The organism is Pseudomonas sp. BF-B-26, from assembly GCF_019956495.1.
Classification (GTDB): domain Bacteria; phylum Pseudomonadota; class Gammaproteobacteria; order Pseudomonadales; family Pseudomonadaceae; genus Aquipseudomonas.
In genome coordinates, this window is the sequence record NZ_JAHBDP010000055.1 from 65,556 (window position 1) to 92,164 (window position 26,609).

20 protein-coding genes and 1 tRNA gene are annotated in these 26,609 nt (G+C 58.3%); 3 read left to right on the top strand and 18 right to left on the bottom strand.

Going from position 1 to position 26,609, the window contains the following annotated elements; genetic code table 11:
- Positions 1–256: 256 nt before the first annotated feature.
- From KGB03_RS05570 to rpsU, 6 genes are all read right to left on the bottom strand, one after another.
- Positions 257–532 carry a DUF3077 domain-containing protein gene (locus KGB03_RS05570; protein WP_223526546.1) on the bottom strand — a complete coding sequence of 92 codons (276 nt, stop codon included), beginning with the start codon at positions 530–532 and terminating at the stop codon, positions 257–259.
- Positions 533–937: 405 nt separating this feature from the next.
- A tRNA-Ile gene (locus KGB03_RS05575) sits at positions 938–1,014 on the bottom strand.
- A gap of 15 nt (positions 1,015–1,029) precedes the next feature.
- Positions 1,030–4,776: an EAL domain-containing protein gene (locus KGB03_RS05580; RefSeq protein ID WP_223526547.1), complete on the bottom strand. Its 3,747-nt coding sequence runs from the start codon at positions 4,774–4,776 to the stop codon at positions 1,030–1,032.
- A 122-nt stretch (positions 4,777–4,898) separates the two neighbouring features.
- On the bottom strand, positions 4,899–6,749 hold the full coding sequence (rpoD, locus tag KGB03_RS05585; RefSeq protein ID WP_008147190.1) for an RNA polymerase sigma factor RpoD: 1,851 nt from the start codon (positions 6,747–6,749) through the stop codon (positions 4,899–4,901).
- A 67-nt stretch (positions 6,750–6,816) separates the two neighbouring features.
- The gene (gene dnaG, locus KGB03_RS05590; RefSeq protein WP_134104564.1) at positions 6,817–8,784 is read right to left on the bottom strand and encodes a DNA primase; all 1,968 of its coding nucleotides are present in this window, start codon (positions 8,782–8,784) and stop codon (positions 6,817–6,819) included.
- A gap of 482 nt (positions 8,785–9,266) precedes the next feature.
- Complete coding sequence (rpsU, locus tag KGB03_RS05595; protein WP_002551877.1) at positions 9,267–9,482, bottom strand: 30S ribosomal protein S21; 216 nt, start codon at positions 9,480–9,482, stop codon at positions 9,267–9,269.
- 199 nt (positions 9,483–9,681) lie between these two features.
- Here rpsU and tsaD point away from each other — a divergent pair, with 199 nt between their 5' ends.
- Positions 9,682–10,707, top strand: a complete 1,026-nt coding sequence (tsaD, locus tag KGB03_RS05600; RefSeq protein WP_218538440.1) for a tRNA (adenosine(37)-N6)-threonylcarbamoyltransferase complex transferase subunit TsaD — start codon at positions 9,682–9,684, stop codon at positions 10,705–10,707.
- A 23-nt stretch (positions 10,708–10,730) separates the two neighbouring features.
- On the opposite strand, the gene plsY is transcribed toward tsaD, so the two are convergent.
- Positions 10,731–11,300 carry a glycerol-3-phosphate 1-O-acyltransferase PlsY gene (gene plsY, locus KGB03_RS05605; RefSeq protein WP_008147193.1) on the bottom strand — a complete coding sequence of 190 codons (570 nt, stop codon included), beginning with the start codon at positions 11,298–11,300 and terminating at the stop codon, positions 10,731–10,733.
- A 74-nt stretch (positions 11,301–11,374) separates the two neighbouring features.
- On the opposite strand from plsY, the gene folB reads away from it, so the two are divergent.
- Both folB and folK read left to right on the top strand, forming a co-directional pair.
- Positions 11,375–11,731, top strand: coding sequence for a dihydroneopterin aldolase (folB, locus tag KGB03_RS05610; RefSeq protein ID WP_008147194.1), 357 nt, complete (start codon positions 11,375–11,377; stop codon positions 11,729–11,731).
- On the top strand, positions 11,722–12,240 hold the full coding sequence (gene folK / locus KGB03_RS05615; protein ID WP_008147195.1) for a 2-amino-4-hydroxy-6-hydroxymethyldihydropteridine diphosphokinase: 519 nt from the start codon (positions 11,722–11,724) through the stop codon (positions 12,238–12,240). The genes folB and folK overlap by 10 nt, the downstream gene beginning before the upstream one ends.
- Positions 12,241–12,322: 82 nt before the next feature.
- Here the strand turns inward: folK and KGB03_RS05620 are convergent, their stop codons facing one another.
- The 11 genes from KGB03_RS05620 to KGB03_RS05670 form a co-directional block, all read right to left on the bottom strand.
- On the bottom strand, positions 12,323–13,552 hold the full coding sequence (locus KGB03_RS05620) for a multifunctional CCA addition/repair protein (protein WP_223526548.1): 1,230 nt from the start codon (positions 13,550–13,552) through the stop codon (positions 12,323–12,325).
- Positions 13,553–13,615: 63 nt separating this feature from the next.
- A complete protein-coding gene (locus KGB03_RS05625; RefSeq protein ID WP_074871405.1) occupies positions 13,616–15,178 on the bottom strand; it encodes a SpoVR family protein in 1,563 nt (520 codons plus the stop codon).
- Entirely contained in the window at positions 15,175–16,446 is a 1,272-nt protein-coding gene (locus KGB03_RS05630; RefSeq protein ID WP_008147198.1) for a YeaH/YhbH family protein, read from the bottom strand. The genes KGB03_RS05625 and KGB03_RS05630 overlap by 4 nt, the downstream gene beginning before the upstream one ends.
- 202 nt (positions 16,447–16,648) lie before the next feature.
- Positions 16,649–18,571, bottom strand: coding sequence for a PrkA family serine protein kinase (locus KGB03_RS05635; RefSeq protein WP_033056218.1), 1,923 nt, complete (start codon positions 18,569–18,571; stop codon positions 16,649–16,651).
- Positions 18,572–18,867: 296 nt separating this feature from the next.
- Positions 18,868–19,197 carry a thiosulfate sulfurtransferase GlpE gene (glpE, locus tag KGB03_RS05640; protein ID WP_008147200.1) on the bottom strand — a complete coding sequence of 110 codons (330 nt, stop codon included), beginning with the start codon at positions 19,195–19,197 and terminating at the stop codon, positions 18,868–18,870.
- 33 nt (positions 19,198–19,230) lie between these two features.
- Entirely contained in the window at positions 19,231–20,112 is an 882-nt protein-coding gene (locus tag KGB03_RS05645; protein WP_111452553.1) for a symmetrical bis(5'-nucleosyl)-tetraphosphatase, read from the bottom strand.
- Entirely contained in the window at positions 20,112–20,492 is a 381-nt protein-coding gene (gene apaG, locus KGB03_RS05650) for a Co2+/Mg2+ efflux protein ApaG (RefSeq protein ID WP_046052365.1), read from the bottom strand. The genes KGB03_RS05645 and apaG overlap by 1 nt, the downstream gene beginning before the upstream one ends.
- 121 nt (positions 20,493–20,613) lie before the next feature.
- Complete coding sequence (gene rsmA / locus KGB03_RS05655) at positions 20,614–21,432, bottom strand: 16S rRNA (adenine(1518)-N(6)/adenine(1519)-N(6))-dimethyltransferase RsmA (protein WP_218538443.1); 819 nt, start codon at positions 21,430–21,432, stop codon at positions 20,614–20,616.
- Entirely contained in the window at positions 21,429–22,418 is a 990-nt protein-coding gene (gene pdxA / locus KGB03_RS05660) for a 4-hydroxythreonine-4-phosphate dehydrogenase PdxA (RefSeq protein ID WP_218538444.1), read from the bottom strand. The genes rsmA and pdxA overlap by 4 nt, the downstream gene beginning before the upstream one ends.
- Positions 22,415–23,731, bottom strand: a complete 1,317-nt coding sequence (gene surA / locus KGB03_RS05665) for a peptidylprolyl isomerase SurA (protein WP_192409274.1) — start codon at positions 23,729–23,731, stop codon at positions 22,415–22,417. The genes pdxA and surA overlap by 4 nt, the downstream gene beginning before the upstream one ends.
- Positions 23,712–26,513 carry an LPS-assembly protein LptD gene (locus KGB03_RS05670; RefSeq protein ID WP_223526549.1) on the bottom strand — a complete coding sequence of 934 codons (2,802 nt, stop codon included), beginning with the start codon at positions 26,511–26,513 and terminating at the stop codon, positions 23,712–23,714. Before KGB03_RS05670 ends, surA begins: the two co-directional genes overlap by 20 nt.
- Positions 26,514–26,609 lie beyond the last annotated feature (96 nt).

The following is a 26,609-nucleotide window of genomic DNA, read 5'->3' on the forward strand; positions in this document are numbered from 1 at the left end:
TTTGGAAGCACGAGGAGTTAATTTCGGTGGTGTGTATAAACCCGGGGCATAGCTGACACGTGTGCGGGAGAAGCGGGAACTCGTGAACGAAGGGGTCGATATTTCGATTTACAGAAAGCCCCGATCCGAAAGCACCGGGGCTTTTTGCTGTCTATCAAACGGATTTGTCAGTGTTACGCGTTTCTAGAGTTTAGGGCTCGGAATCCCACGGCTTATTTGCCTCTATTTTTTCGGACTCCGCCGCAGTCTGAGTAGGTCACCGTGTCAGCACCTTCACCACATCATCAATCACCGCTTTACTCATCGCCGTCAGATAGTGTGCAGCCCATGCATGGTGGTCGGTGTCTTTTGTGTAGGCGGCATCCACGGTGAGCGCTTTGGCGAGGAACAGCAGATCGGAAGCCTGGGCCAACGCATCGCTGATCGGGACGCCGGCGCGGACGTTGAACAGCGCTTGATTTGAGCGATAGATAAAAGGGGTGAAACCGATGGTTTTTAGTTCTGAAGGTTCGGACGGATTTGTTTTTGTCATGGTGTAGCTCCTAATTTGAGGGGCTGTCGCATTCGTTTCCAAGCGAATGGGTGACAGCTATGCGCAGGTTGGAAAACCGGGAAATTAGGAAACCGGCACGTCCGAAGACGTCCCGCGCACAGCCGCCATAACTTAAGAGCGCAAGCTAAAAATGCCTTTGCAATCGTGAAGGGGCGCTGTTACGAGTAATTTCGACGGGTTTCCAAGCCCGATCGCTGAATGGGTCAGCGACGTCCGGAGAGTATCCCGTCGAAGAGAAGCGCAACATGGCAGCAAAGCGCCCAAATACAATTTTCGGAGTTTGCCTACAAGGTCTTCGGGCGTCATCCGACTTTGCGACACACGAGGCAAAACTGAATTAAACATCAGGTACGAAAAAGCCGCGCATTGCGCGGCTTTCTTGTTTGGTGGGCCCAGTAGGACTCGAACCTACGACCAAGGGATTATGAGTCCCCTGCTCTAACCAACTGAGCTATAGGCCCTCAGTAGGCCGCGGATTATAGCGACGGTTTCTCGGCTGTGCTATCCGAAAAGTCTGAAATGGCTATACGAAGAAACGTCGCGGCAAATTCTTCCGGTGGCAAGGGCAGGCTGACGATGTAGCCCTGGATCTGTTCACACCCTTCGGTAGCGAGGAATTGCTGCTGCGCGAGGGTTTCGACGCCCTCGGCGATGATGGTGAATTGCATGCTGCGGCCCAGGGCGATAATGGCGCGAACGATGGCAGCGTCGTGGGGGTCATCCGGCAGGCCGCGGACGAAAGACTGGTCGATCTTGAGAATGTCCAGTGGCAGGCGTTTGAGGTAACTCAGGGACGAGTAACCGGTGCCGAAGTCGTCGATCGCCAGTTGCACACCCAGGTGTTTGAGTTGATGCAGCACTGCCAACGCCTCTTCAGCCTGGCTCATGATGAAGTTTTCAGTAATTTCCAGTTGCAGGAAATCGGGTTTGAGGTGGTTGTCCTTGAGCAATTGTTCGATCCGGCCGAGCAGGTTCGGCTGGCGCAATTGAGCGCCCGCGAGGTTGACCGACAGCGGGCCGACGGGTTCGTAAACCTGATTCCACTCGAACATCTGCCGGCAGGCGGTTTCGAGAACCCAATCGCCGATTTGCAGGATCATGCCGTTTTCTTCGGCCAGCGGAATGAAGTGCTCCGGTGGCACATCGCCGAAGGTCGGGTGGCGCCAGCGAATGAGCGCTTCTGCGCCGACCAGGCGATGGTCGAGCAGGCTGATCTTCGGTTGATAATGGAGGTGCAGTTCGTTGCGCTCGATAGCGCGTCGCAGTTCATGCTCCAGTGCCACTCGCTCGCTGGCTTGAGCGGTGAGGTCACGGGTGTAGCTTTCGACCCGGTTGCGACCCTTGGCCTTTGAACGGTACATCGCCGCGTCGGCGTTCTTGACCAGGGTGGCGACGTCGCAGCCGTCCTTGGGATACAGGCTGGTGCCGATACTGGCGCTGATAAAAAACTCATGTTCGCCAGCCTGGAACGGCGCGCCGAAGCAATTGAGCAATTTGGTCGCGATGTTGTCGGCGTCACTGGATTGTTGCAACCCGGGCAGCAGGATGATGAATTCGTCGCCGCCCAGGCGCGCCACGGTGTCGATGTCGCGCAACTGCTCCTTGAGGCGCACGGCAATGCCCTTGAGCAGCAGGTCACCGACCGGGTGACCCAGGCTGTCGTTGATGTGTTTGAAACGGTCCAGGTCCAGGAACAACACCGCGCCCTGGCCGCCGTTTTCCTGTTGGTTGTTGAGCGCAGTCAGCAATCGGCTCTCGAATAACGTGCGATTTGGCAGCCCGGTCAGCGGGTCGTGGTGTGCCTGGTAATCGAGCTTGGCCTGGGCGTGTTTGAGGCTGGAAATGTCCGCGAACACCGCGACAAAATGGGTGACGAATTTGTCTCGGTTGCGCACAGCACTGATGGTCAGCCAGCTCGGATAGAGCTCGCCATTCTTGCGCCGGTTGGAAATTTCACCCTGCCAATGACCTTCGGCCGTCAGTTGATGCCACATGGCGGCATAAAACGCGCTGTCGTGCAGGCCCGAGGCGAGCAGGCGAGGGGTATGGCCCAATGCTTCGCTCTCGCTGTAGCCGGTGATTTCGGTAAACGCACGGTTGACCGCACTGATGTGCTGTTGAGTGTCGGTGATCAATACCCCTTCGGCGGTGCTCTCGAATACCGTGGCGGCCTGTTGCAGCTTCTCCTGCATCAGGTGTCGCTCGGTGATGTCCCGGGCGATGGTCAGCATGCAATCTTCATCGCCGATCGGTAGCGGACGGCTGGACACCTCGCAGAGGCGGATCTGTCCGTCGCTGCGGCGTATATGGCAACTGAAGTCGCGGACGAAACCGTCCCGGTGCAGCAAATCGAGCATCTGTTTGCGCTCGTTAAGATTGACCCAGATGCCCAGCTCGAGGACGGAGCGATCCACGGACATCGCGCTGTTGAAACCGGTAATGCGACTGAAACCCTCGTTGACCTCAATCAGTAAACCGTCGCTCTGCCGTGACAACAGCAAGCCGTCGGGTGAGGCATGGAAGGCCTTGGCGAATTTCTCTTCGGAGGTTTGCAGTTGTTGCTGGGTTTCCTTGAGCTGGCTGATGTCCCGTACGACGACTACCAAGGCCGCGGTCGTATCGAGGTCGAAAGGCTCGGCGGAAATCAGTCCGGTAAACACTTGGCCATTGTTGCGGCGAAAGGGCATCTCCAGGTTGCGGATGCTGCCGGCCTGCAACCGTTGCAACAAGCCCGGCCCGACGCCGGGTATGCCCCAGATGTTCAGGTCGGTGGCTGTCTGGCCGATGACGTCTTCGGCCTTGAGACCGATCTGTTCCTCGAACGCTTCGTTGACCTCCAGCAGGCAGCCGTCGGAGAGTCGTGCGATGACTAGTATGTCCGGGCATTGCTGGAACACCGAGGCGAACTTCTGTTCTGACAGACGCAACGCCTCTTCGGTGCGCTTGGCGTCGCTGATGTCGATCATCAGCCCGCGCATCACCGGTTCATGGCCGTGCTCGATCAGGCTGACGATATCGCGCACCCAAATGCAACGGCCATCGGCGGTGATGACCCGGTAATCGTGGCTGTGATCGCGCCCGGCCAGTACTTCGTGATCACAGAAGGTCTGGGCGCGAGTCAGGTCGGCCGGGTGGATAATGTTGCGCCAGAAGCCCGGAATCAGCCAATGAGACAAGGGGTAACCGAGCAGATCCTCGGCATGGGGGGACACATAGCTGTAGGTGAAATCGCTGATCCGCGCTTCCCAGGCGATGGCCGAAAGGCTCTCCACCAGCCCGCGGTAATGGTATTCACTGCTGCGCAGTTCTTGTTCCAGGTCGACCCGGCGGGCAATTTCTGAACTCAGCCGGCGGTTGATCCGGATAACCATCGCCAGCACGATGATCAGCAGCAGCATTCCCGGTAGACCGTAAACCAGCAGATCGTTCCAGAATGTTCGATGATCGAGGACGTTGCCGACCCAGTGCTCCTGAATTTCACTGATTTCGTTCGGGGACATGTCCGCCAGGACTTTATCCAGAATGCCGACCAGTACCTTGTTGTTCCTGGGCACGCCCATCGCCAATTGATAGCGATAGGGGGTTTCACCGCTGACGTAGAGCCCGTCGAGCTTGAGCTGACGCAGGCTCCAGACGCTGGAGGCGAGATCGCCGACCACCGCATCCACTTCATCGATAGCCAACGCTTGCAGCGCTGAGCTGACGTTGGGCATCGCTACCAGATTGAGGTCGGGATTGTGGGTGCGCAACAGCTCGTGGGGTGCGTAGTTTTCCACCACGGCGACTTTCAGGCCGTACAAATCTTTGAGTTTGCGTGGCTGGGGGCCTCCGATATGGGCAAGGATGACAATCGGAAAGTCCAGGTAGGGTCGGGTGAATGAGAGGTAAGTCTGGCGCTCCGGGGTCGACATGATGCCGGGCAACAGGTCCAGCTTGGCTTGTTTGGCCTGCTCCAGGACGGCGGTCCAGCTGACGGGTTCGATGGGCGTGAGCTTGATGGCCAGGGTTTGACGGATCCGGTCGATATAGTCTGCTGCAAGGCCCTGATAGCGGCCCTGATCGTCGCGAAACTCGAAGGGTGGCCATGACGCATCGACACCCAGACGCAAGTTCGGGTGAGCCGCCAGCCAGCTACGTTCTTCGTCGGTCAGAGTCAGCGCGCCAGCCGTTGCGGTCCAGGTCAACAGCGACAGCAAAAAAAGCACGGTCGGCAGTCTGGGCATAACGGTCTCGTTATGGCTCGGGGAATGTTTCGAGTGTAGACGGGCAATTCGGAGGGGGGGAGGTACGGGGGATTTAATCTGTATAAAAGCAAAACCCCCGGCCTGCGCCGGGGGTTTTGTTATTACTCGTCGAGGAAGGAGCGCAAATGCTCGCTTCTCGTCGGGTGGCGCAGCTTGCGCAGCGCCTTGGCTTCGATCTGACGAATCCGTTCACGGGTCACGTCGAACTGCTTACCAACCTCCTCGAGGGTGTGGTCGGTATTCATGTCGATACCGAAGCGCATGCGTAGAACCTTGGCTTCACGGGCAGTGAGGCCGGACAGAACTTCGCGAGTCGCTTCTTTAAGGCTCTCAACAGTGGCGACATCGATTGGCGACTGCATGGTCGAGTCTTCGATGAAGTCACCCAAATGGGAGTCTTCGTCATCACCGATCGGGGTTTCCATGGAGATCGGCTCTTTAGCGATCTTCAATACCTTGCGGATCTTGTCCTCAGGCATTTCCATGCGTTCGCCCAGCTCTTCCGGGGTCGGTTCGCGACCCATTTCCTGCAACATCTGGCGGGAAATGCGGTTGAGCTTGTTGATCGTCTCGATCATGTGCACCGGAATACGGATGGTGCGGGCCTGGTCGGCGATCGAGCGAGTGATCGCCTGACGGATCCACCAGGTGGCATAAGTCGAGAATTTGTAGCCGCGGCGGTATTCGAATTTATCTACCGCTTTCATCAAGCCGATGTTGCCTTCCTGGATCAGATCGAGGAATTGCAGGCCACGGTTGGTGTACTTCTTGGCGATGGAGATCACCAGACGCAAGTTCGCTTCAACCATCTCTTTCTTCGCGCGGCGGGCCTTGGCCTCACCGATCGACATGCGACGGTTGATGTCCTTGATCTCGGCGATCGTCAAACCGGTTTCGGTTTGCAGCGCGGTCAGCTTCTGCTGGCAACGAATGATGTCCGGTTGCAGACGACCAATGGCTTCAGCGTATTTGCTTTTGCCTTTGGCCAGTGCATCGGTCCAGCTTTCGTCGACTTCGTTGCCCGGGAACTGGCGCAGGAAGTCGGCACGCGGCATGCGGGCATCACGAACGCAAAGTTGCATGATCGCGCGCTCTTGCTGACGCAGACGATCCAGGGCACTGCGAACACGCTCGACCAGGCCTTCGAATTGCTTCGGAACCAGTTTGATCGGCATGAACAGCTCAGCCAGAAGCACCAGCTCGGCAATTGCCAGCTTGTTGCCACGACCGTGCTTTTTCAGCGCCTTGCGGGTGATTTCCATCTGATCGGAGACAGCGCCAAAGCGCTGAGCTGCGATGACCGGATCCGGACCGCTTTCGGCTTCTTCTTCGTCGTCGGTGCTGGCTTCAGCATCGTCGTCGTCGGTGTCGTCGTCCGCTTTCACGGCTTTCGGGTCGACAGGCGGCGGCACTTCTGCAGCAGGCGGCGCAATGCCGTCGTCCGGGTCGATATAACCGCTCAGGACGTCGGACAGGCGGCCACCTTCGGTGGTGACGCGAGTGTATTCGGAGAGAATATGGTCAACCGTGCCAGGGAAGTGCGCAATTGCGCCCATCACTTCGCGGATGCCCTCTTCAATACGTTTGGCGATTTCGATTTCGCCTTCACGTGTGAGGAGCTCTACCGTACCCATTTCACGCATGTACATGCGCACTGGGTCGGTGGTGCGACCAATGTCGGTCTCGACCGCTGCCAACGCAGCTGCTGCCTCTTCGGCCGCGGCTTCGTCGGTATCGGCGTCGGCCAGCATAAGGGAATCCTTATCTGGCGCAACCTCGAATACGTTGATCCCCATGTCATTGATCATGCGGATGATGTCTTCCACCTGTTCCGGATCTGAAATATCCTCCGGCAGGTGGTCGTTGACCTCCGCGTAAGTCAGGTAACCCTGCTCACGACCAAGTGTGATCAACTCTTTGATACGAGACTGCTGTTGCGCTTTTCCGGACATAACACCCTATCCACTGAAGGTCTTGGCGGGCAAAAAACAAGCCGAGGATTATACCTGAGCTATGACCTCACGCGCCAGTTGAGGTCGGGCTTGTTGCGGAAACATTGCGACTTAATAGGTCGCGCAGTTGATTTTTCTCTTCGGCACTCAGTTCACTTTGACGTGCTTTCCTGAGAAGTTGTTCCAGGTTTCGCTCGCGTTGGCGGGCTGACAAGCTAGTAATGGTGTCGAAAAACTGTTGTTCAAGGTTATCTCCGTCAATCAGCCATTCCTTTTCCGCCAGCGCCTTGAGCAAACGTCCTTGCTCCGTTCCGTGCCAGCGTGCAATCAACTGAAATGAGTTTAGCTTGGGATTCTTCTGCACGGCTTCGAGTAGGGCCACCAGTAATTGCGTGTTGGTGTGATCCTCGGCAGCAAAGTGCCCGGCATCCTCGACTTTCTCGGCCAGTTGCGGGTGATGCAATAGCGTGCGCAAGGCGGCCAGGGTCGGCGGCTCTACAGCGGCCGGCACCCGTGGCGCGCGGGGTTGATCGTGATCACCGCCGCGTTTGCCGTTTTTGTCCCACGGTTTTTTGTCCCATTTTTTGCCGCCGGCGCCGGGTTTCTTCGGCGTCCATTCCTGCTGCGGCACATACATCTCTTGTGTCTGCGGCTGATGGTAGTCGCTGTAGTCCGGCATGGCGTCGTAATCGATGCCCGGGTCGTACGCCGGTGGTGCTTCCTGGGGGGCGCTTTGTACCAGTTGGCTCACGGCTTCACCGCTAAGCCCGGTAATTTCGGTCAGGCGCTGACGCATCAGGATGCGCAGGTTCGCCCCCGGGACTTTGTCGATCAACGGCGCGGCGAGGGTGGCCATGTGGGCCTTGCCTTCGAGCGAGCGAGGGTCCGATTCCTCGGTCAGCTGTTGAAAAAAATAATCCGCTAATGGTTGGGCATGCTGATTGATCCGTGCGCGGAAGGCATCAGTGCCTTCGGAGCGGACCAGCGTGTCCGGGTCTTCGCCTTCGGGCAGAAACAGAAAGCGTGCGCGCCGTCCGTCCTGCAGGCTCGGCAGCGCTGCCTCCAATGCCCGCCAGGCGGCATTTCGACCTGCCTGGTCGCCGTCGAAACAGAACAGCACGTTGGGCACGACGCGAAACAGGCGTTTCAAGTGCTCTTCGCTGGTGGCGGTGCCCAGGGTCGCGACAGCATTGCGCAGGCCTTGCTGGGCGAGGGCGATAACATCCATGTAGCCTTCGACGACGATGATTTCGTCGAGGTTGCGGTTGTTCTTGCGTGCTTCATAAAGGCCGTAGAGTTCCTGGCCCTTATGGAATACCGGGGTTTCCGGTGAGTTCAGGTATTTCGGCTTGTCGTCGCCCAATACCCGGCCGCCGAAGGCGATGATTCGCCCGCGGCTGTCGCGGATCGGGAACATCACGCGATCGCGGAAGCGGTCATAGCGTTTGCCGGTTTCGGCGTTCTCGATCAGCAGGCCAGCATCGATCATGGCTTTCTGTTGCAGGGTGTCGCTGCTCAAGTGCTTGAACAGATTGTCCCAGCCAGGCGGGGCAAAGCCGAGGCCGAAGTCTCGGGCGATTTCGCCGGTCAGTCCGCGGCCTTTCAGGTAATCCACAGCTGCTTTTCGCGATGGATGGCTTTTCAGTGCCTGACGGTAAAAGTCGGCGGCGGCGGTGAGTAGCGGGTAGAGCGGCGAATCGGTCGGCTGCCGCGGTTTGTGCGGCCGTCCGCTTTCTTCGCGGGGGATTTCCATGCCGGCGGCTTTGGCCAGTTCTTCGACAGCCTGGACGAAATCCAGATTGTCGTGGTCCATCATGAAGCCGAGGGCGTTGCCGCCAGCGCCGCAGCCAAAGCAATAATAAAACTGCTTGTCGGGACTGACGCTGAAGGAGGGGGTTTTCTCTTTGTGAAACGGGCAGCAGGCGGTGTAGTTCTTGCCAGCCTTTTTCATTTGCAGGCGCGAGCTGACCACATCGACGATGTCGGTGCGGTTCAGAAGGTCGTCAATGAAGCTCTGGGGAATTAGCCCGGCCATGGCGTTCTCGTCATCTGCGCTGCAATGGATCCGAAACGAAGAGCGGCTGAGCGCGGGTCGTTGTTTGAGGCGCGCAAAATGTGCGGCTCGACCAGTGTCGTCTGCGTAATCGCTGTCGGGAAGTGTATCTGCCGAAAATCCACTGACGTTAGTACCAATCAGTATTCGACTATTTGAAAGTGTTGCGCTGAAATCCGCTGCGGCCTGTCGATGGCCTCGGATAGCTCATAAGCTGGCACGCAAGAAGGCGCCTTGGGCTGATCGTCGTGAGAGGAATCAGTGGGTGTGCTCGTCAGTAGCCTTGGAAGGCTCGTCAGAAAAGACGTGCACCGCTGGCAAAAGAGCCAGGTCTGACGCTGTGAAGCAGATTTGTCTCGGTCGCGTGTGCGGCTTTGACGGTGAAGCATCAAGCGTTATCCGCAAATGCCATTAGCCCGGCTGAGGGCCGGGCTTGGCAGAAGCTTGCTACGAACGTCTGTGTATTAGTACAGACGAACGGCGCGGCGCTGTTCGCGCTGAACTTTCTTGGCGTGACGCTTAACAGCGGCTGCTGCTTTGCGCTTACGCTCAGAAGTAGGCTTCTCGTAGAATTCGCGGCTACGAACTTCAGCCAGTACACCGGCTTTTTCGCAGGAGCGCTTGAAACGACGCAGAGCTACGTCGAAGGGTTCGTTCTCTTTTACTTTGACGGCTGGCATCCAGAGCTACCTTCATTCATTACCGGGGTCAACATCCTCGTGGCAAAAGAGCACTTGAAGACGTCGGTTTTTAAGGGTTGCGGATGTTAACCCCTCATCGCTCGGAATGCAAAGCCTCTGATCGAAAACCGCTAGTCGGGGCATCACATGGCGACTATTATGCGCGCCTTCGAATTCAGCCTAAACAAGGCGCAAACCCATGCTAGTACTGGGATTAGAAACCTCCTGCGACGAAACTGGTGTCGCATTATATGACAGTGAACGCGGCCTGCTGGCCGACGCGCTGTTCAGCCAGATCGACCTGCACCGCGCCTATGGCGGGGTCGTGCCGGAGCTGGCCTCACGTGACCACGTCAAACGCATGCTGCCCTTGATTCGTCAGGTGTTGGCCGAAGCTGACTGTGTGCCGACCGAGATCGACGCCATCGCTTATACCGCGGGTCCTGGCCTGGTCGGTGCCTTGTTGGTGGGCGCTTCCTGTGCTCAGGCACTGGCCTTCGCCTGGGGTATTCCGGCGCTGGGTGTGCACCACATGGAGGGTCACCTGCTGGCGCCGATGCTGGAGTCGCAACCACCGGAATTTCCGTTCGTCGCTTTGTTGGTGTCTGGCGGTCATACGCAGCTGGTTCAGGTCGACGGGATCGGCCAATACACGCTCCTGGGCGAGACCCTCGACGATGCCGCCGGTGAAGCTTTTGACAAGACCGCGAAGATGATGGGCCTCAATTATCCGGGTGGCCCGGAAATCGCTCGGCTGGCGGAGCAAGGGATTGCAGGACGTTTCACTTTCCCGCGTCCGATGTGCGACCGCCCGGGCCTGGCTTTCAGTTTCAGTGGCTTGAAAACCTTCGCCCTGAACACCTGGCAGCAGAGCGTCAGCGCCGGGGACGACAGCGAGCAAGCCCGTTGCGACATCTCGCTGGCGTTCCAGCAGGCCGTGGTGGAGACTTTGACTATCAAGTGCAAGCGTGCCCTGAAGCAGGCCGGTATGAAGCGTCTGGTGATCGCTGGCGGCGTTAGCGCCAACAAGGCGCTGCGTGCCTCGCTGGAGAAGATGCTTGGCGACATGAAGGGCGATGTTTTTTATGCGCGTCCGGAGTTCTGCACCGACAACGGCGCGATGATTGCCTTTGCCGGCTGCCAGCGCTTGCAGGCCGGTCAGCACGAAAGCCTGGCGATCAGCGTGCAGGCGCGTTGGCCGATGGAGCAATTGTCGGCGCTGTGATGAGCAGCGCTCATGCCCGGTATTTAAAAATGCCGTTCGCGCCCGGCAAACAGGTCGCGTAGATTGCCCCGATGACGCCAGACGATCAGTCCCGTGAGTGCGCTCATGGGCAGCAGTGCCGCCGGTTCTTGCCAGGCCAATAGCGGCAGGGTCAGCGGTGTAGCGATCAAGGCCGCCAGTGAGCTGGTGCGAGTCAGGTAGAACGTCAGCAGCCAGGCGCAGACCGCCAGCAGTGCGGCGGGCGGGTAGAGGCCCAGCAGCATGCCGGCAGAGGTGGCGACACCCTTGCCGCCGCGGAAGCGAAAGTACAACGGGAACAGGTGACCGATGACGGCACAGACGCCGATCCAGGCCTGTTCTTGAAGCGAAAGGCCCGCAACGCCGGCGATCAGTACGGGTAGCAGACCTTTGAAGAGGTCACCGATCAAGGTCAGGACGGCGAGTTTTTTTCCGGCCAGGCGCAACATGTTGGTGGCGCCGGCATTGCCCGAGCCACTCATTCGCGGATCGGGGTTACCGGTCAGGCGGCTGAGCAAAATGGCGAAGGACAGAGAGCCGAGCAGGTAGGCGAGGGTCGCCAGTAACCAAAACATGCTAACTATTCCGGGCGAGGACGCCCTGATTCTAACGGCGCATTGCGCCCTTGTCGTGCAGCGGAGAAAAGTGCTTGGACAGAGTGTTTATCGAGGGCCTGGAAGTCGACACCGTGATTGGTGCCTACGACTGGGAGCGAGGCATCCGACAGTGCTTGCGTCTTGACCTGAGTTTCGCTTGGGATAATCGCCCGGCCGCCGCCGGCGATGACCTGACGCTGGCGCTCGATTACGCCAGTGTGTCGTCGCGTATCCAGGCCTTTGCCGAGCAGGCGCAGTTCCAGCTGGTCGAGACGTTCGCCGAGCGTCTGACAGAAGTCCTGATGAGCGAATTCAACATCACCTGGATGCGCCTCAAGCTGACCAAGCCAGGCGCCATCCCGGCTGCCACGGGTGGTGTGGGCGTGGAGATCGAGCGCGGATGTCGCTGACTCAGGTGTTTCTCGGGCTCGGTAGCAATATTGAGCGCGAATCCCATTTGCAGGCTGGCCTGGAAGCCTTGGCCGGTTTCCTGGTGGATATACGCTGCTCGGCGGTGTTCGAAAGCCAGCCGGTGGGGATCAAGAGCGGGCCATTCTTCAATTTTGTGGTGTCGGCTTTTACCGATTTGCCGCTGATGGAGCTGGATCGCCGGCTGAAATTCATTGAGGCGGACAACGGCCGTTATGCGCCGGATCGCAAGGGTTTGCCGCTGGATATCGACGTGCTGCTGTTCGGCGATCTGGTGGGCAACTTTGATGGCTTGATCCTGCCGCGGGCAGAAATTCTGAAAAATGCCTTTGTGCTGTGGCCGTTGTCGCTGATTGCGCCAGATCGCGTGCATCCGGGGGTAGGCAAGAGCTTTGCGACGTTGTGGCGTGAGGCGCAGATTGATCAGGTGTTGGCGCCGGTAGCGTTTGAGTGGCGCGGCGAACAGCTGACCCCATCGAATTTGTTGTGAGGCGAAAGAAGCCTTCGCGAGCAAGCCCGCTCCCACAGGGATTACATAGAGCCTGTGGGAGTGGGCTTGCTCGCGAAGCTTTTCAGGCGGATGCCGCGTCTTTGTAAGCCTTCAACGCCTTGAGCCGCTCTCGCTTGATCGCCTCACCCAATTCCGGTCCTTTGAATCCCTTCTCCAGCAACGGCTGAACCGCCACGGTCCGAGCAGCATTCGCCGCGCCGCGCAAATAATCAGCCTGTGGATAACTTCGCTGCTCCAGCCCTTTACGTCCTCGGGCGTCCATCTCGCACGCCGCAATAAATTCCTCGAACCGCTGCGGCCGACGGTAAACGTCAAAACTCTGCAGCAACTCCAGCAAAGTCGAAGGCTTCAGCTCCAGGGCGCGATGGCCGTGGGTGTGATATTCGCCCACCAGCAGCGCCAGTTCCTGACAGTCCTTCGGCGCCTTGAAGCGTTCGTTGACCGCTTTGATCAGCTTCAAGCCCTTGTGCTCATGAGCAATGTGTCGCGGCCACTCTTCCTCGGGTGTCAGTCCCTTGCCGAGGTCGTGCAGCAGGCAGGCCCAACGCACGGTAAGTGGTTGTTTGTGCCGCGCCGCTTGCTCCAGCACGCTCAAAGTGTGCACGCCTGTGTCAATTTCAGGGTGGTGGGCTTCCGGTTGCGGTACGCCGAACAGGGCATCGACTTCCGGCATCAATACCTTGAGAGCGCCACACTCGCGCAGCACTTCGATGAACACCCGTGGCTGATCTTCCATCAGGGCGCGGGAGATTTCCTTCCAGCTGCGTTCGGCGGTCAAGGCTTCCAGTTCGCCTGACTCGCTGAGTTGGCGCATCAGTTCCAGTGTCTCCGGCGCCACGGTGAAACCGAGCCCCGCGTAACGAGCTGCGAAGCGGGCAACGCGCAGAGCTCTGAGCGGATCTTCGGCAAACGCGGGGGAAACGTGACGAAGCAAGCGCGCCTCAAGATCACGCTGACCGTGGTAAGGATCGGTCAGGTTCTGCTGATCGTCTTCGGCCATGGCATTGATGGTCAGGTCACGACGGATCAGGTCTTCTTCGAGGGTGACTTCGGGGCTGGCGTGAAAGGTAAAGCCGCCGTAACCGCGTCCGCTTTTGCGCTCGGTCCGGGCGAGGGCGTATTCCTCACCGCTTTTGGGGTGAAGAAACACCGGGAAATCCGCACCCACCGGGCGAAAGCCCTTGGCGAGCATTTCTTCAGTGGTGGCGCCAACCACAACCCAGTCGATGTCGGTGACGGGCTGGCCCAGCAGGCGATCGCGTACCGCACCGCCGACTTTATAAATCTGCATAAAAAACCTCCGTTAGCTCGACAGAATAACCTTTGCGTCGAACTTCCGGAGGCCGAAACGGGATCAAAGATGGATAACGGCCAGGTCAAGTCGCCCGTAATCACCTTCAGCGTGCTCGCCTCTGGGCGGAACGTGGTGGGTTTTCATCACCTGGTCGCCTTGCAGGGTTTCCAGATGAATATCGAAGCCCCAGAGACGGTGCAGGTGTTTGAGCACTTCCTCGGTGGACTCGCCTAGCGGTTTGCGGTCGTGTTGCTGGTGACGCAAGGTCAGCGAGCGGTCACCACGCCGGTCGATGCTGTAAATCTGCACGTTGGGTTCACGATTGCCGAGGTTGTACTGCGCCGCCAGGGTTTCACGGATGATGCGGTAGCCACCTTCGTCATGAATGGCCGGGACCAGCAGATCCTCCTTCTGGTCGTCATCAAGAATGCTGAACAACTTCAGGTCACGAATCACCTGGGGGGACAGGTACTGCAGAATGAAGCTTTCATCCTTGAAGCTGCTCATGGCGAACTTGATGCTCGACAGCCAGTCGGTGCCGGCAATCTCAGGGAACCAGCGGTAGTCCTCTTCGGTAGGGTGTTCACACATGCGGCGAATATCCCGGTACATGGCAAAACCCAGGGTGTAGGGGTTGATGCCGTTGTAGTAGGGGCTGTCGAAGCCGGGTTGGTAGACCACGCTGGTGTGGGACGTCAAAAACTCCATCATGAAGCCGTCTGTCACCAGGCCTTCGTCATACAGGTCGTTCATCAGGGTGTAATGCCAGAACGTGGCCCAGCCCTCGTTCATCACCTGAGTCTGACGTTGCGGGTAGAAATACTGAGCGATCTTACGCACGATCCGTACGATTTCCCGCTGCCATGGCTCCAGCAGTGGTGCGTGTTTTTCGATGAAGTAGAGGATATTTTCCTGAGGTTCGGCGGGGAAGCGCGCGTTGTCCTTGTCGCTGTACTTGTCCGCACCTTTTGGAATGGTCCGCCACAGATCGTTGATCTGTTTCTGCAGATGCTCTTCACGGTCCTTTTGCCGACGACGTTCTTCTTCGGCGGAAATCGGATAGGGGCGTTTGTAGCGATCGACCCCGTAGTTCATCAGGGCGTGGCAGGAATCCAGCAGGTCCTCGACTGCGTCGATACCGTGGCGCTCTTCGCACTGCATGATGTATTGCTTGGCGAAGACCAGGTAATCGATGATCGAACTGGCATCAGTCCAGGTGCGGAACAGGTAGTTGCCTTTGAAAAAGCTGTTATGCCCGTAGCAGGCATGGGCGACGACCAAAGCCTGCATACAGATGGTGTTTTCTTCCATCAAATAGGCGATGCACGGGTCCGAGTTGATCACGATTTCGTACGCCAGCCCCATCTGGCCGCGACTGTAGGATTTCTCGGTGCTGAGGAAGTGTTTGCCGTAGGACCAATGGTGATAACCCAGCGGCATGCCGACGGAGGCGTAGGCGTCCATCATTTGCTCGGCGGTGATCACTTCAATCTGGTTAGGGTAAGTATCGAGCGCGTAGCGAGCCGCCAGACGACTGATTTCTTTGTCGTAGGCCTGAATCAGCTCGAACGTCCATTCGGAGCCGGTGGATATGGGTTGGCGCTTCTGCTCTTTGGCGGTCATGTCACTAACCTGCGCTGGAAGAGTTCACGGAAGACCGGATAGATATCCCCGGCCGAGACCAGTTGTTGCTGGGCAAAAGTGTCAGAAAAGGCTTCGGCGATGCGTTCGTACTCGAACCAAAGGGCCTGATGTTCGCGCGGGGTGATCTCAACGTAAGTGTAGTACTGCACGAACGGCATGATCTGGTTGATCAGAATGTCGCGGCAGATTGGCGAGTCGTCGTTCCAGTTGTCGCCGTCGGAGGCCTGGGCGGCATAGATATTCCACTCATTGCTCGGATAGCGTTCGGCCATGATCTCCTGCATCAGTTTCAAGGCGCTGGAAACGATGGTACCGCCGGTTTCGCGAGAATAGAAAAACTCCTCTTCGTCCACTTCCCGGGCACTGGTGTGGTGGCGGATGAACACGACGTCGATCTTGTCGTAGTTACGCTTGAGGAACAGGTACAGCAGGATAAAGAAACGCTTGGCGATGTCCTTGGTCGCTTGGGTCATGGAGCCGGACACGTCCATCAGGCAGAACATTACCGCCTTGGAACTGGGGTTGGGTTGCTTGATGAGCAGGTTGTACTTGAGGTCGAAGGTATCGAGGAACGGTACGCGATGAATGCGCGCACTGAGTTTTTCGATTTCTGCTTCAACTTTCTGAATATCGCCGAAATTGTCTGGCTCATCACGCTTGAGTCGCAGCAGTTCTTCTTTGGCTTCGCGCAGTTTTGCCCGGCTGCTGCCAGACAGGGCGATTCGCCGTGCATGGGCCGAGCGCAGGGTGCGGATGATGTTGATCCGCGACGGATTGCCCTCGTTACTGATCCCGGCACGAACGGTCTTGAAGGTGTCGGTGCCGGTCAGGTTGCGCTTGACCAGGTTCGGTAGTTCAAGGTCCTCGAACATGAATTCGAGGAATTCCTCCTGGGTGATCTGGAAGACAAACTCGTCCATCCCTTCGCCCGAGTTGCCGGCCTTGCCGGGGCCTCTGCCACCGCCACCTCCGGGCGGGCGGGCAATGTGCTCACCGCTGGTGAATTCCTTGTTGCCCGGGTGTACGACGGTCTGCTTGCCACCGCGACCGTGGTGAAGCACCGGCTCGTCAATGTCGCGGCCGGGGATGCTGATCTGTTCGCCGTGTTCCATATCGGTAATGGAGCGCCGGCTGACCGCCTCTTCGACAGCCTTTTTGATGTGATCACGGTAACGCCGCAGAAACCGCTGACGGTTCACCGTGCTCTTGTTCTTGCCATTGAGACGTCGGTCGATCACATAGCTCATGACTGCTCCTTAGAAGCTGTCCTGAAAGGGGCGAGCGGTTATGCAGCATCGACGGTGCCAAGGGATGTTCACGCTCCCCCAAGCGCTTTTGGACGCTGACTGAACCTCGCTACCGACTTTCGAACACCTCCCAGAGGTCTGTGTAACAGAAAATGCGTACACAGGCCTCTGGCTGACGACAACCGGTCTGACCGGCAGCGGGTTATTGTGATTTTCTGACCCGCAGGTACCACTCGGACAGCAGTCGTACCTGTTTGTCGGTGTAGCCCCGCTCGACCATCCGTGTGACGAAGTCGTTGTGCTTCTGCTGGTCCTCTTTGCTGGCCTTGGCGTTGAAGCTGATGACCGGCAGGAGGTCCTCGGTGTTGGAGAACATTTTCTTCTCGATGACCACCCGCAGTTTTTCGTAGCTGAGCCAGGTCGGATTCTTGCCGTTGTTATTGGCCCGGGCGCGCAGTACGAAGTTGACGATTTCGTTGCGGAAATCCTTCGGATTGCTGATGCCGGCCGGTTTTTCGATTTTCTCCAGTTCTTCGTTCAGCGCTACGCGGTTGAGGATCTCGCCGGTTTCCGGGTCGCGGTATTCCTGGTCCTGGATCCAGAAGTCGGCGTACAGCACATAGCGATCGAAGATGTTCTGGCCATACTCGCTGTAAGACTCGAGGTAGGCGGTCTGGATCTCCTTGCCGATGAATTCGATATAACGCGGTGCCAGGTACTCCTTGAGGAAGCGCAGATAGCGTTCGCGGGTTTCCGCCTGGAATTGTTCCTGTTCGATCTGTTGTTCCAGCACGTACAGCAAGTGCACCGGGTTGGCGGCGATTTCGTGCGGATCAAAGTTGAACACTTTCGACAGGATCTTGAACGCGAAGCGAGTCGAGAGGCCATTCATGCCTTCGTCGACACCCGCGTTGTCGCGGTATTCCTGGATCGACTTGGCCTTCGGATCGGTGTCCTTGAGGTTTTCGCCGTCATACACGCGCATCTTGGAGTAGATGTTGGAGTTCTCAGGCTCTTTCAGTCGCGAGAGTACGGTGAACTGGGCAAGCATCTTCAGGGTGTCAGGCGCGCAGTGAGCCTTGGCCAGGGAACTGTTGAACAAGAGCTTGTCGTAGATCTTCACTTCGTCGCTGACCCGCAGGCAATACGGCACTTTGACGATGTAGATCCGGTCGATGAAGGCTTCGTTGTTTTTGTTGTTGCGGAAGGTGTGCCATTCAGATTCGTTGGAGTGGGCCAGCAGGATCCCGGTAAACGGAATGGCCCCCAGACCTTCGGTACTGTTGTAGTTGCCTTCCTGTGTGGCGGTCAGCAGTGGGTGCAGCACCTTGATCGGTGCCTTGAACATTTCGACGAATTCCATCAGGCCCTGGTTTGCCCGGCACAGTGCGCCCGAGTAGCTGTAGGCGTCGGCATCGTTCTGCGGGAACTCTTCCAGTTTGCGGATATCGACCTTGCCCACCAGTGCCGAGATGTCCTGGTTGTTTTCATCTCCCGGCTCGGTTTTGGCCACTGCGATCTGGTTGAGGATCGACGGATACAGCTTCACCACACGGAACTGGCTGATGTCGCCGCCGAATTCGGCGAGGCGTTTGGTCGCCCACGGCGACATGATGGTGTTGAGATAGCGCCGTGGAATGCCGAAGTCTTCCTCGAGGATCGCGCCATCTTCAGTGGCGTTGAACAGACCCAGAGGCGATTCGAATACCGGCGAGCCCTTGATCGCATAGAAGGGCACTTTTTCGATCAGCTGTTTCAGCTTCTCGGCCAGGGATGATTTACCGCCACCCACAGGGCCGAGCAGATAGAGAATCTGTTTCTTCTCTTCCAGGCCCTGAGCGGCATGGCGGAAATACGACACGATCTGGTCAATGCATTCTTCCATCCCGTGGAAGTCTTCAAAGGCCGGATAGCGGCGGATTACCTTGTTGGAAAAGATTCGCGACAGCCTCGAGTTGGCCGAGGTGTCGAGGAGCTCCGGTTCGCCGATGGCCAGTAACAGACGCTCGGCGGCGGAGGCGTAGGCGCTGCGGTCGCTTTTGCACAGTTCAAGATACTCTTGCAGCGAGAGTTCTTCCTGGCGTGTGGACTCGAAGCGTTGTTGGAAGTGGCTAAAGATACTCATGACGTCACCTCGCTCGATACGTGGAGCCGACGCCGGATCATTCAGTCGATGCTGGCAGCGACCGAATATGCAGTCGCTGTTTACCCCCCAGAACTCTTTCGAAGCTGACGACCCCGAAAGCTACTCCCGATGACCCGCGCGCCGGTGTACCGGCTCTCCCCTGTTTTGGATGGCCTGCGCTTAAGGATAGTTGCTTATTCGACAGGTAAAGGCGAGATACGTAATTAGTTGTGGCAGACCGTTCGTCTGCCACCGCGCGAGCCCACGGGGACCGGGGCTTGCGCGTTACAAAAAAATTATTCGGAAGTGCCTTGCGCCGTTTCCGAAGGATAAGTCGTACGCCACAGCTCAAAGCCACCATCCATGCTGTAGACGTCGGAGAAGCCCTGGCTAATGAGGTACGCAGCGGCGCTCTGACTGGAATTGCCGTGGTAGCAGACCACCACTGTCGGTGCGTCGAGGTCGGCAGCGCGGATGAAATCCGAGATGGAGTGGTTATCCAGATGCTTCGAGCCGGCGATGTGCAGTGCGGCAAAGGTTGCCGGGTCGCGAACATCGACCACCACCGCGCCTTGTTCGCGCAGGGCCTGGGCCTGTTCCGGGGGGATACGTTTGAATTCGCTCATGGCGGGCTCCTGTGGCTCGGCTGAAAGCGCAGTCTAGCGCGGGGCGCTTGCTGACGATGGTTCGGGGATAAGTGTGGCGACTGGCGGCAGGGCAAGGCCATGCTCGTCGCATTTGCAAGACAGGCGTTCACCGCTGTCGACATTCATGAGGGTCAGGGCGCCACCCCAGACACAACCGGTGTCGAGGGCCGAGATGCCTGGCTCATTGCATCGGCCTTCCAGAGCAGCCCAGTGGCCGAAGATGATCTTCAGGCCCCTGGTCTTGCGCTCTTTGTGCTCAAACCAGGGTTTGTAACCCGGTGGCGCATTGTCGAGGCCTTCCTTGCTTTTGAGGTCAAGCTTGCCCTCGGCAGTACAAAACCGCATGCGGGTGAAATAGTTGGTGATCACCCGCAGGCGTGTCACGCCTTTGAGGTCGTTGTCCCATTTCGCCGGATCGTTGCCGTACATGCCATCGAGGTAGGGCGGCAACAGGTTGTCATCGCGCAATGCCGTCTCGACTTCGGCGGCATACTTCAAGGCCTTGCGCAGCGACCACTGGGGCGGAATGCCGGCATGTACCAGGGCGACATTGCGTTGTTCGTCGTAGTGCATGAGCTTTTGCTGACGCAGCCACTCCAGCAGTTCCGCGCAATCGGGCGCGGCGAGAATCTCGAGCAGGGTGTCGGACTTCTTCAGGCGTTCGATGTTTTTTCCGGCAGCCAGCAAGTGCAGGTCGTGGTTGCCGAGCACGCATACCAGCGATTCGCGGATGCTATAGAGGAAGCGCAAGGTGTCCAGGGACTGCGGGCCACGGTTGACCAGATCGCCGACCAGCCACAGACGATCCCGTGTCGGGTCGAAGGCGACTTGCCTGAGCAGGCATTGCAATGCTTGAAGGCAGCCTTGCAGATCGCCGACGGCGTACGTTGCCATCAGTGCAGGGCTCCGGGCACCGCCAGGCGGAATGGGGCGATGATGGCGTCGAAGTGTTTGCCGTCGTCGGCAACCATTTCATAAGTGCCCTGCATTGTGCCGACCTTGGAGGTCATGACGGTGCCGCTGCTGTAGGTGTGGCTTTCGCCGACGTCGATCAACGGTTGCTGGCCAACAACACCGGCTCCGCGAACCTCTTCGACATGCCCGTCACCGTCGGTGATCACCCAGTGCCGCGACAACAGTTTGGCCGGTAGCTCGCCATTGTTGTGCACGGTGATGGTATAGGCGAAGGCAAAGCGGTTTTGCTCGGGTTGCGATTGTTCTGCCAGATAGCGGGTGACGACGCTGACGTCGACCTGGTAACGAGGATCGGACATGCAAGAGGCCTTAAACGAAGCGGAACGCGGGGCGTAGCTGATGGAGATCAGTCTAGGCCAAGTATCGGGTAGTAAACCAGACATGAAGGCTGGTGTCCTACCCGATAACGCTCATAGCCTGTCAGTCGGCGGCGGGCGTCTGTAGGACTTGTTCGCTGAGCTTGTCGGCCAGGCGCACGAAGGCGGCCAGATCGAGCTGTTCGGGGCGCAGGCTGCCATCAACGCCGGCGGCTTCGATTTCAGCGTTGCTCAGCAGCAGCTTGAGGGTGTTGCGCAGGGTCTTGCGGCGCTGGTTAAAGGCTTCGCGTACGACACGTTCCAACAGCTTGTGATCCTTGGCCGGGTGCGGCAGCACCGCGTGAGGCACCAGGCGCACGATAGCCGAATCGACTTTGGGCGGCGGATTGAACGCGCCCGGACCAACGTTGAACAGGTGTTCAACCCGGCAGTGATACTGAACCATGATCGACAAGCGACCCCAGTCACCACCACCAGGGCCTGCTGCCAGGCGCTCGACCACTTCCTTTTGCAGCATGAAATGCATGTCGCGAATCAGACTGGCGTTATGCAGCAGGTGAAAAATCAGCGGCGTAGAGATGTTGTACGGCAGGTTGCCGACCACCCGCAGGCTGTTCGGCGCAGCGTTCAGGCTGGTGAAGTCGAACTTCAGCGCGTCGCCCTGATGCAGGTTGAAATTGCTCTTGCTGGCAAATTGCTGGTTGAGGATCGGGATCAGATCCTTGTCCAGCTCCACCACGTCCAGCTGGGCGCCGCTGTTGAGCAGGCCTTGAGTCAGCGCGCCCTGGCCAGGGCCGATTTCCAGCAGACGGTCTTCGGGCTTGGCGCGGATGGCGCGCAGGATGCGGTCGATAACGCCGGCATCGTGCAGGAAGTTCTGGCCAAAGCGTTTGCGCGCCTTGTGTTGGTAATGCTCGGTCATAAACGGGTCTCGGCCATCTGGTAGGCGGTTTCCAGGGCGACTTGCAGGCTGCCGGTGTCGATTTTGCCGCTACCGGCCAGGTCCAGGGCTGTGCCGTGGTCGACCGATGTGCGGATGATCGGCAAGCCGAGGGTCACGTTGACTGCCGCACCGAAGCCTTTGTACTTCAGCACAGGCAAGCCCTGGTCGTGGTACATCGCCAGCACTGCATCGCAGTGCTCCAGATACTTGGGGGTAAACAGAGTGTCGGCGGGCAGAGGGCCACGAAGGTCCATTCCTTCGCCGCGCAGGCGCTCTAATGTAGGTTCGATGATGTCGATTTCTTCATGGCCCAGGTGTCCGCCTTCGCCGGCATGGGGGTTGAGCCCACACACGAGGATGCGTGGCTGGGCAATGCCGAATTTTTCTTGCAGATCGGCGTACAGAATTCGCGTGACCCGTTCCAGACGCTCCGGCGTGATCGCATCGGCAATCTCGCGAAGAGGCAGGTGAGTGGTGACCAGCGCCACGCGCAATCCGCGAGTGGCGAGCATCATCACCACTTGTGCGGTATGGGTCAGGTCGGCGAGAAATTCTGTGTGCCCGGAAAAGGCGATCCCGGATTCATTGATCACGCCCTTGTGCACAGGGGCTGTGATCATGCCGGCAAAATGCCCGTCCAGGCAGCCTTGGCCAGCTCGGGTCAGGGTTTCGAGAACGAAAGCCGCGTTGGCCTTGTCCAGTTGCCCGGCAGTGACCTTGGCGTTGAGCGGTGTATCCCAGACATACAGGCTGTTGGCTGGTGCGGGTACATCCGGCCAGTTGTCCGGGGTTACCGGCAGCAAATCGACAACCACACCCAGCTGCACGGCCCGCTCAAGGAGCAGGTCGAGGCTGGTAATGGCAATCAGGGGATGTGGCTGGGCTTGCGAGGCGAGCAGCAGGCACAGGTCGGGACCTATACCGGCCGGTTCGCCGGGTGTCAGCGCGAAACGTTTGGGGTTCACTGCGCTGCCTGGTCTGCACCAGGGAGTTTGATCTCTACGTACGCTTCGTCACGGATCTGACGCAGCCAGGTTTGCAGCTCTTCGTCATATTTGCGGTTACGCAATACGGTCATTGCTTGCTGCTCGCGGGCCTGGGTGGTGCTGTCAGTGGCGCGACGGCCAAGGACTTCCAGAACATGCCAGCCATATTGGGTCTGGAACGGCTTGGACAGCTGACCTTGTGGGGTCTTGGCCATCACTTCGCGGAACTCGGGAACCAGTGCATTCGGGTCGACCCAGTTCAGGTCGCCACCGTTGAGGGCGGAACCCGGATCTTCCGAGAAGCTTTTCGCCAGTTCGCCGAAATCTTCGCCCGCTTCGATTCGGGTGTAGAGGGACTGAGCCAGGGCTTTGGTTTTTGCTTCGTCGCGGATCGGACTCGGTTTGACCAGGATATGACGCACGTGCACTTCATCGCGTGTCTGGGTCTCTCCGCCACGCTTGTCGAGGATCTTCAGGATGATGAAGCCGCCCGGTGTGCGCATTGGCTGGGTAATGTCGCCGACAGCCATGGTGCTCAGCATGCGATCGAACGGAGGTGGCAGTTGACCGGCTTTACGCCAGCCCATGTCGCCACCTTCCAGTGCTGTTTCGCTGGCGGATTTGGCGATTGCCAACTGACCGAAGTCAGCGCCTTGCTTGAGCTGCTGGTAAACCGCGTCGGCCTGTTTGGCTGCATTCTGAATCGCGTCGGAGTTGGCGCTTTCCGGCGTAGGAATCAGGATGTTGGCCAAGCGGAATTCTTCGGACAGTTGCATTTTGCCAAGGTCGGAAGCGAGGAAGTTCTTCACTTCCTGTTCGGAAACCTGGATTCGCTCGGCCACACGACGCTGACGCACACGGCTGATGACCATTTCGCGGCGAATCTGGTCACGGGCGTCGTCGTAAGACAGACCGTCGCGAGTCAGGGCCGCGCGGAATTGATCCACGGACATGTTGTTGCGCTGGGCAATGGTGCCGACAGCCTGGTTCAGTTCTTCATCGGTAATGCGGATACCCGAACGTTCGCCGATCTGCAGTTGCAGGTTTTCGACGATCAGACGTTCAAGTACCTGCTGATCCAGCACGTTGGCCGGCGGTACGGCAGCACCGCGCTTGGCGATGGTTTGCTGAACTTCATGAACGCGTTGGTCCAGTTGGCTCTGCATGACCACGTCGTTATCGACAATGGCCACCACTTTATCGATGGACTGCACCGCGGCGTTCGCCGCGGTACCCAGGAACAGCGCGCCCAACACTAGCGGGCGCAGACAATCAGAAAGCTTGGTCTTCACGTTCACGATAACCTTGGATGCCTTTGTCGAGGAAGCTCTCTACTTTGGCGCCGGTGAGGCCGCCGAGACCTTTCAGAACGATTTGTAGGAAGACGCCGTGGTCGCCTTTTTCGTTTTCCGGGGCGTTCTGACTGAACTCGTCATACGAAACCCAGTAACGGTTGATCAGGCGCAGTTTCCAGCAGCAGTTGTCGTACTCGAAACCACCGAAAGCTTCCAGGGTACGGTTACGGTTGTAGTCATACTGCCAGCGGCTGATGGCGTTCCATTGCGGCACGATCGGCCAGATCACCGAGAAATCGTGCTGCTCGATCTTGTAGTAGTCCTTCACGTAGCCAGGTTGGCCCGGGGTGCCGTAGTCACCACCGCCCACTTGCCATTTACCGGTGTTCTGGTCGTAACGGACCTGGTCATTACGATAGCGATAGCCGGCGTTGATGACCTTGTTCGGGTTGTCTTCAGGCTGGTAATGGAACATCGCGCTGCCCGAGCGAGGGCTGCGGCTGTCCGGGTCCCAGTTGTAATCGGCCGTGGTGCGCCAATCACGGTTCCAGCGGTATTCGTATTCCAGCGCATACGGCGAGACATTAGCCTGCGCGTCCTGGCGGGTTTTTGCATCGATACCCGGCAACTGAACTTCACGATCCTTGAAATACATGGCCTGGCCGACGCTGATGCGTTGACGTTCAAAGCCATTGTCTTCGATCCAGCGGTTGGTTATGCCCAGAGACAGTTTGTTCTCGTCACCGACGCGGTCGGAGCCGGAGAAGCGGTTGTCACGGAACAGCGACGCGTAGTTGAAGGTGTATTCGCTGGTGTCGAAGACCGGAATGTCTTCCTGATCCGTTTCAGGTACGTACAGGTAGAACAGACGCGGTTCGAGGGTCTGGCGATAATTCTTGCCGAACCATTGGGTGTTGCGATCGAAGTACAGGCCGCTGTCGATGCTTGCAATCGGCACGCCACGGTTCTGGTTGCTGCTGAAGGTGCCGTTGAGCTTTTGCTGCTCCGCGGTTTGCGCGTCAATCTGGCTTTTGCCGGTACCGTCCAGGTCCAGTTGGTACTGGGTGTACTGGTACTTGAGCGATGGCTTCAGGAAGCCATAAGTCCAGTCCATCGGCAGGCTGACACCTGGCTTGAGATTCAAGCGGTCGCCGTTGGCACGTGCCAGTCCCGTAACGTTGTTATCAAGGCGCGGTTCAACAGTGCCATCTTCGTTTACGAAGTTACCGTTCTTCAAATCACGGTCGAAGCGTACGACTTCTGTCTCGTAGTCAAAATTCAGGCCGCCAGGGTGAGTCGGCAGTTGACCCACGAAAGTGATCTGCGGCAAGCGGTCATACGGCGTGATGTCCGAAACGGTTGCGAGCTGGTAAGCCTGGGCGTTCACACGAGCGGTGTAGCTGTCGCCACGGTAGGTGACAGACCCCTGCTGGTTCACGTAATCGGCACTTTTCACACCGATCTGATCAGTTTGCAGATCCTGGAAGTAGTAAGGATCGCTGAGCTTTGTGTAATCGACTTGTGTCAGAACGCGCGAGTCGAGACCGCCCTTGTGCTGCCAGTTATACATGTAGCGGTTTTTCTGGTAGTCGGTCTGCTTGCTGCGATCGGTGTCTTCGTCGTTGAGGTACGCGGCGCCGAACTGACCTTCGCTGGACGGGGTCAGGTAACGGAATTCGCCTTCCATCAACAGCCCGTGCTTGCTCATGTAGCGCGGGTACAACGTGGCATCGTAGTTCGGTGCCAGGTTGAAGTAATACGGGGTGACCAGCATGAAGCCGGTATCGCTGCCGGTGCCAATGGTCGGCGGCAGGAAGCCGGACTGGCGACGGTCGTCGATCGGGAAATAGATGTACGGCGTGTACAGAACCGGAATGTCCTTGACCCGCAGTGTCACGTTGGTCGCGGTACCGAAACCGGTGGCCGGGTTCAAGGTGATGTTGTTGCCCTTGAGCTGCCAGGCGTTGCTGTTCGGTTCGCACGTGGTGTACGTACCATCCTTGAGGCGGATGATCGCGTTCTCGGCCCGTTTGGCGTACAGCGCGTTACCGCGGATACGGGATTTATGCATCACGTATTCGGCGTTGTCGACCTTGGCTTCACCGGTGTCGAGCTGTACGTCGGCGTGGTCGCCAACGATCAGTGCGCCGTTGTCGCGAACACGGACGTTGCCGCTCAGTTCGCCACGGCTCTCGGCCTGGTACAGGTTCGCTTCGTCGGCTTCGACCTGCATGCTGCCCTGACGCATGACCACGTCACCCGCGAGGGTCGCGACCTGCTCATCCTGCTTATAGCGAGAGGCTTTGGCGCCGAGAAAGGTCGGAGCGTCACTTTTATTCGTCTTGTCATTCATGCCAGGACGAATGGGTTCGATATAGGAACCAGAGCAGTAAGGACCTGTTTCGGCCAATTGCGCTGCAGTGAGCTTCTCGCGCGGAACCCAGTCGAGGTGACTGTAGTCTTCGCTACGCGACTTCAGGCCACGGCCTTTGGATTCGGTCACCAGCACAGGCTTGGCGCCGGTGTCTTGACTTAAACCGCTGTCAGCCGGAGTCTCGCCGCTGGTGCTTGCCGCCGCACTGCCGTCATGGACGGGGCGAGGTGGCAGCGCAGCTGCTGGAGATTTTGGCGCACAGTTCCAGGCACCCGAAGCAGAGACTGAGCAGTCATACTGTTCCGCGGCGACCACGAACGAAGTGGCTAGAGGTTGCAGGGCCAGCAGACTGCCGGTAACCAACAACGGAAATTTTTTACGAAACGCGGGGGATTTCAATGCCATCTTATTAGTCCGGGCTTCCTGCGTGCCATCTGCCCGCGGTGTGGGCCGCACGCCTCTCGATGGTCTGAAAAAGATGCTGGATAATAAAGCATGACC

Bases quoted from the DNA above. Each gene is read 5' to 3' on its own strand.
- plsY (WP_008147193.1), bottom strand. From the start codon at position 11,300: ATGTTTTGGTTACTGGCGACCCTCGCCTACCTGCTCGGCTCTCTGTCC.
- rsmA (WP_218538443.1), bottom strand. From the start codon at position 21,432: ATGACCGAGCATTACCAACACAAGGCGCGCAAACGCTTTGGCCAGAAC.
- KGB03_RS05570 (WP_223526546.1), bottom strand. From the start codon at position 532: ATGACAAAAACAAATCCGTCCGAACCTTCAGAACTAAAAACCATCGGT.
- tsaD (WP_218538440.1), top strand. From the start codon at position 9,682: ATGCTAGTACTGGGATTAGAAACCTCCTGCGACGAAACTGGTGTCGCA.
- KGB03_RS05625 (WP_074871405.1), bottom strand. From the start codon at position 15,178: ATGACCGCCAAAGAGCAGAAGCGCCAACCCATATCCACCGGCTCCGAA.
- KGB03_RS05670 (WP_223526549.1), bottom strand. From the start codon at position 26,513: ATGGCATTGAAATCCCCCGCGTTTCGTAAAAAATTTCCGTTGTTGGTT.
- KGB03_RS05645 (WP_111452553.1), bottom strand. From the start codon at position 20,112: ATGGCAACGTACGCCGTCGGCGATCTGCAAGGCTGCCTTCAAGCATTG.
- apaG (WP_046052365.1), bottom strand. From the start codon at position 20,492: ATGTCCGATCCTCGTTACCAGGTCGACGTCAGCGTCGTCACCCGCTAT.
- glpE (WP_008147200.1), bottom strand. From the start codon at position 19,197: ATGAGCGAATTCAAACGTATCCCCCCGGAACAGGCCCAGGCCCTGCGC.
- rpoD (WP_008147190.1), bottom strand. From the start codon at position 6,749: ATGTCCGGAAAAGCGCAACAGCAGTCTCGTATCAAAGAGTTGATCACA.
- dnaG (WP_134104564.1), bottom strand. From the start codon at position 8,784: ATGGCCGGGCTAATTCCCCAGAGCTTCATTGACGACCTTCTGAACCGC.
- rpsU (WP_002551877.1), bottom strand. From the start codon at position 9,482: ATGCCAGCCGTCAAAGTAAAAGAGAACGAACCCTTCGACGTAGCTCTG.
- KGB03_RS05630 (WP_008147198.1), bottom strand. From the start codon at position 16,446: ATGAGCTATGTGATCGACCGACGTCTCAATGGCAAGAACAAGAGCACG.
- folK (WP_008147195.1), top strand. From the start codon at position 11,722: ATGTCGCTGACTCAGGTGTTTCTCGGGCTCGGTAGCAATATTGAGCGC.
- KGB03_RS05580 (WP_223526547.1), bottom strand. From the start codon at position 4,776: ATGCCCAGACTGCCGACCGTGCTTTTTTTGCTGTCGCTGTTGACCTGG.
- KGB03_RS05620 (WP_223526548.1), bottom strand. From the start codon at position 13,552: ATGCAGATTTATAAAGTCGGCGGTGCGGTACGCGATCGCCTGCTGGGC.
- KGB03_RS05635 (WP_033056218.1), bottom strand. From the start codon at position 18,571: ATGAGTATCTTTAGCCACTTCCAACAACGCTTCGAGTCCACACGCCAG.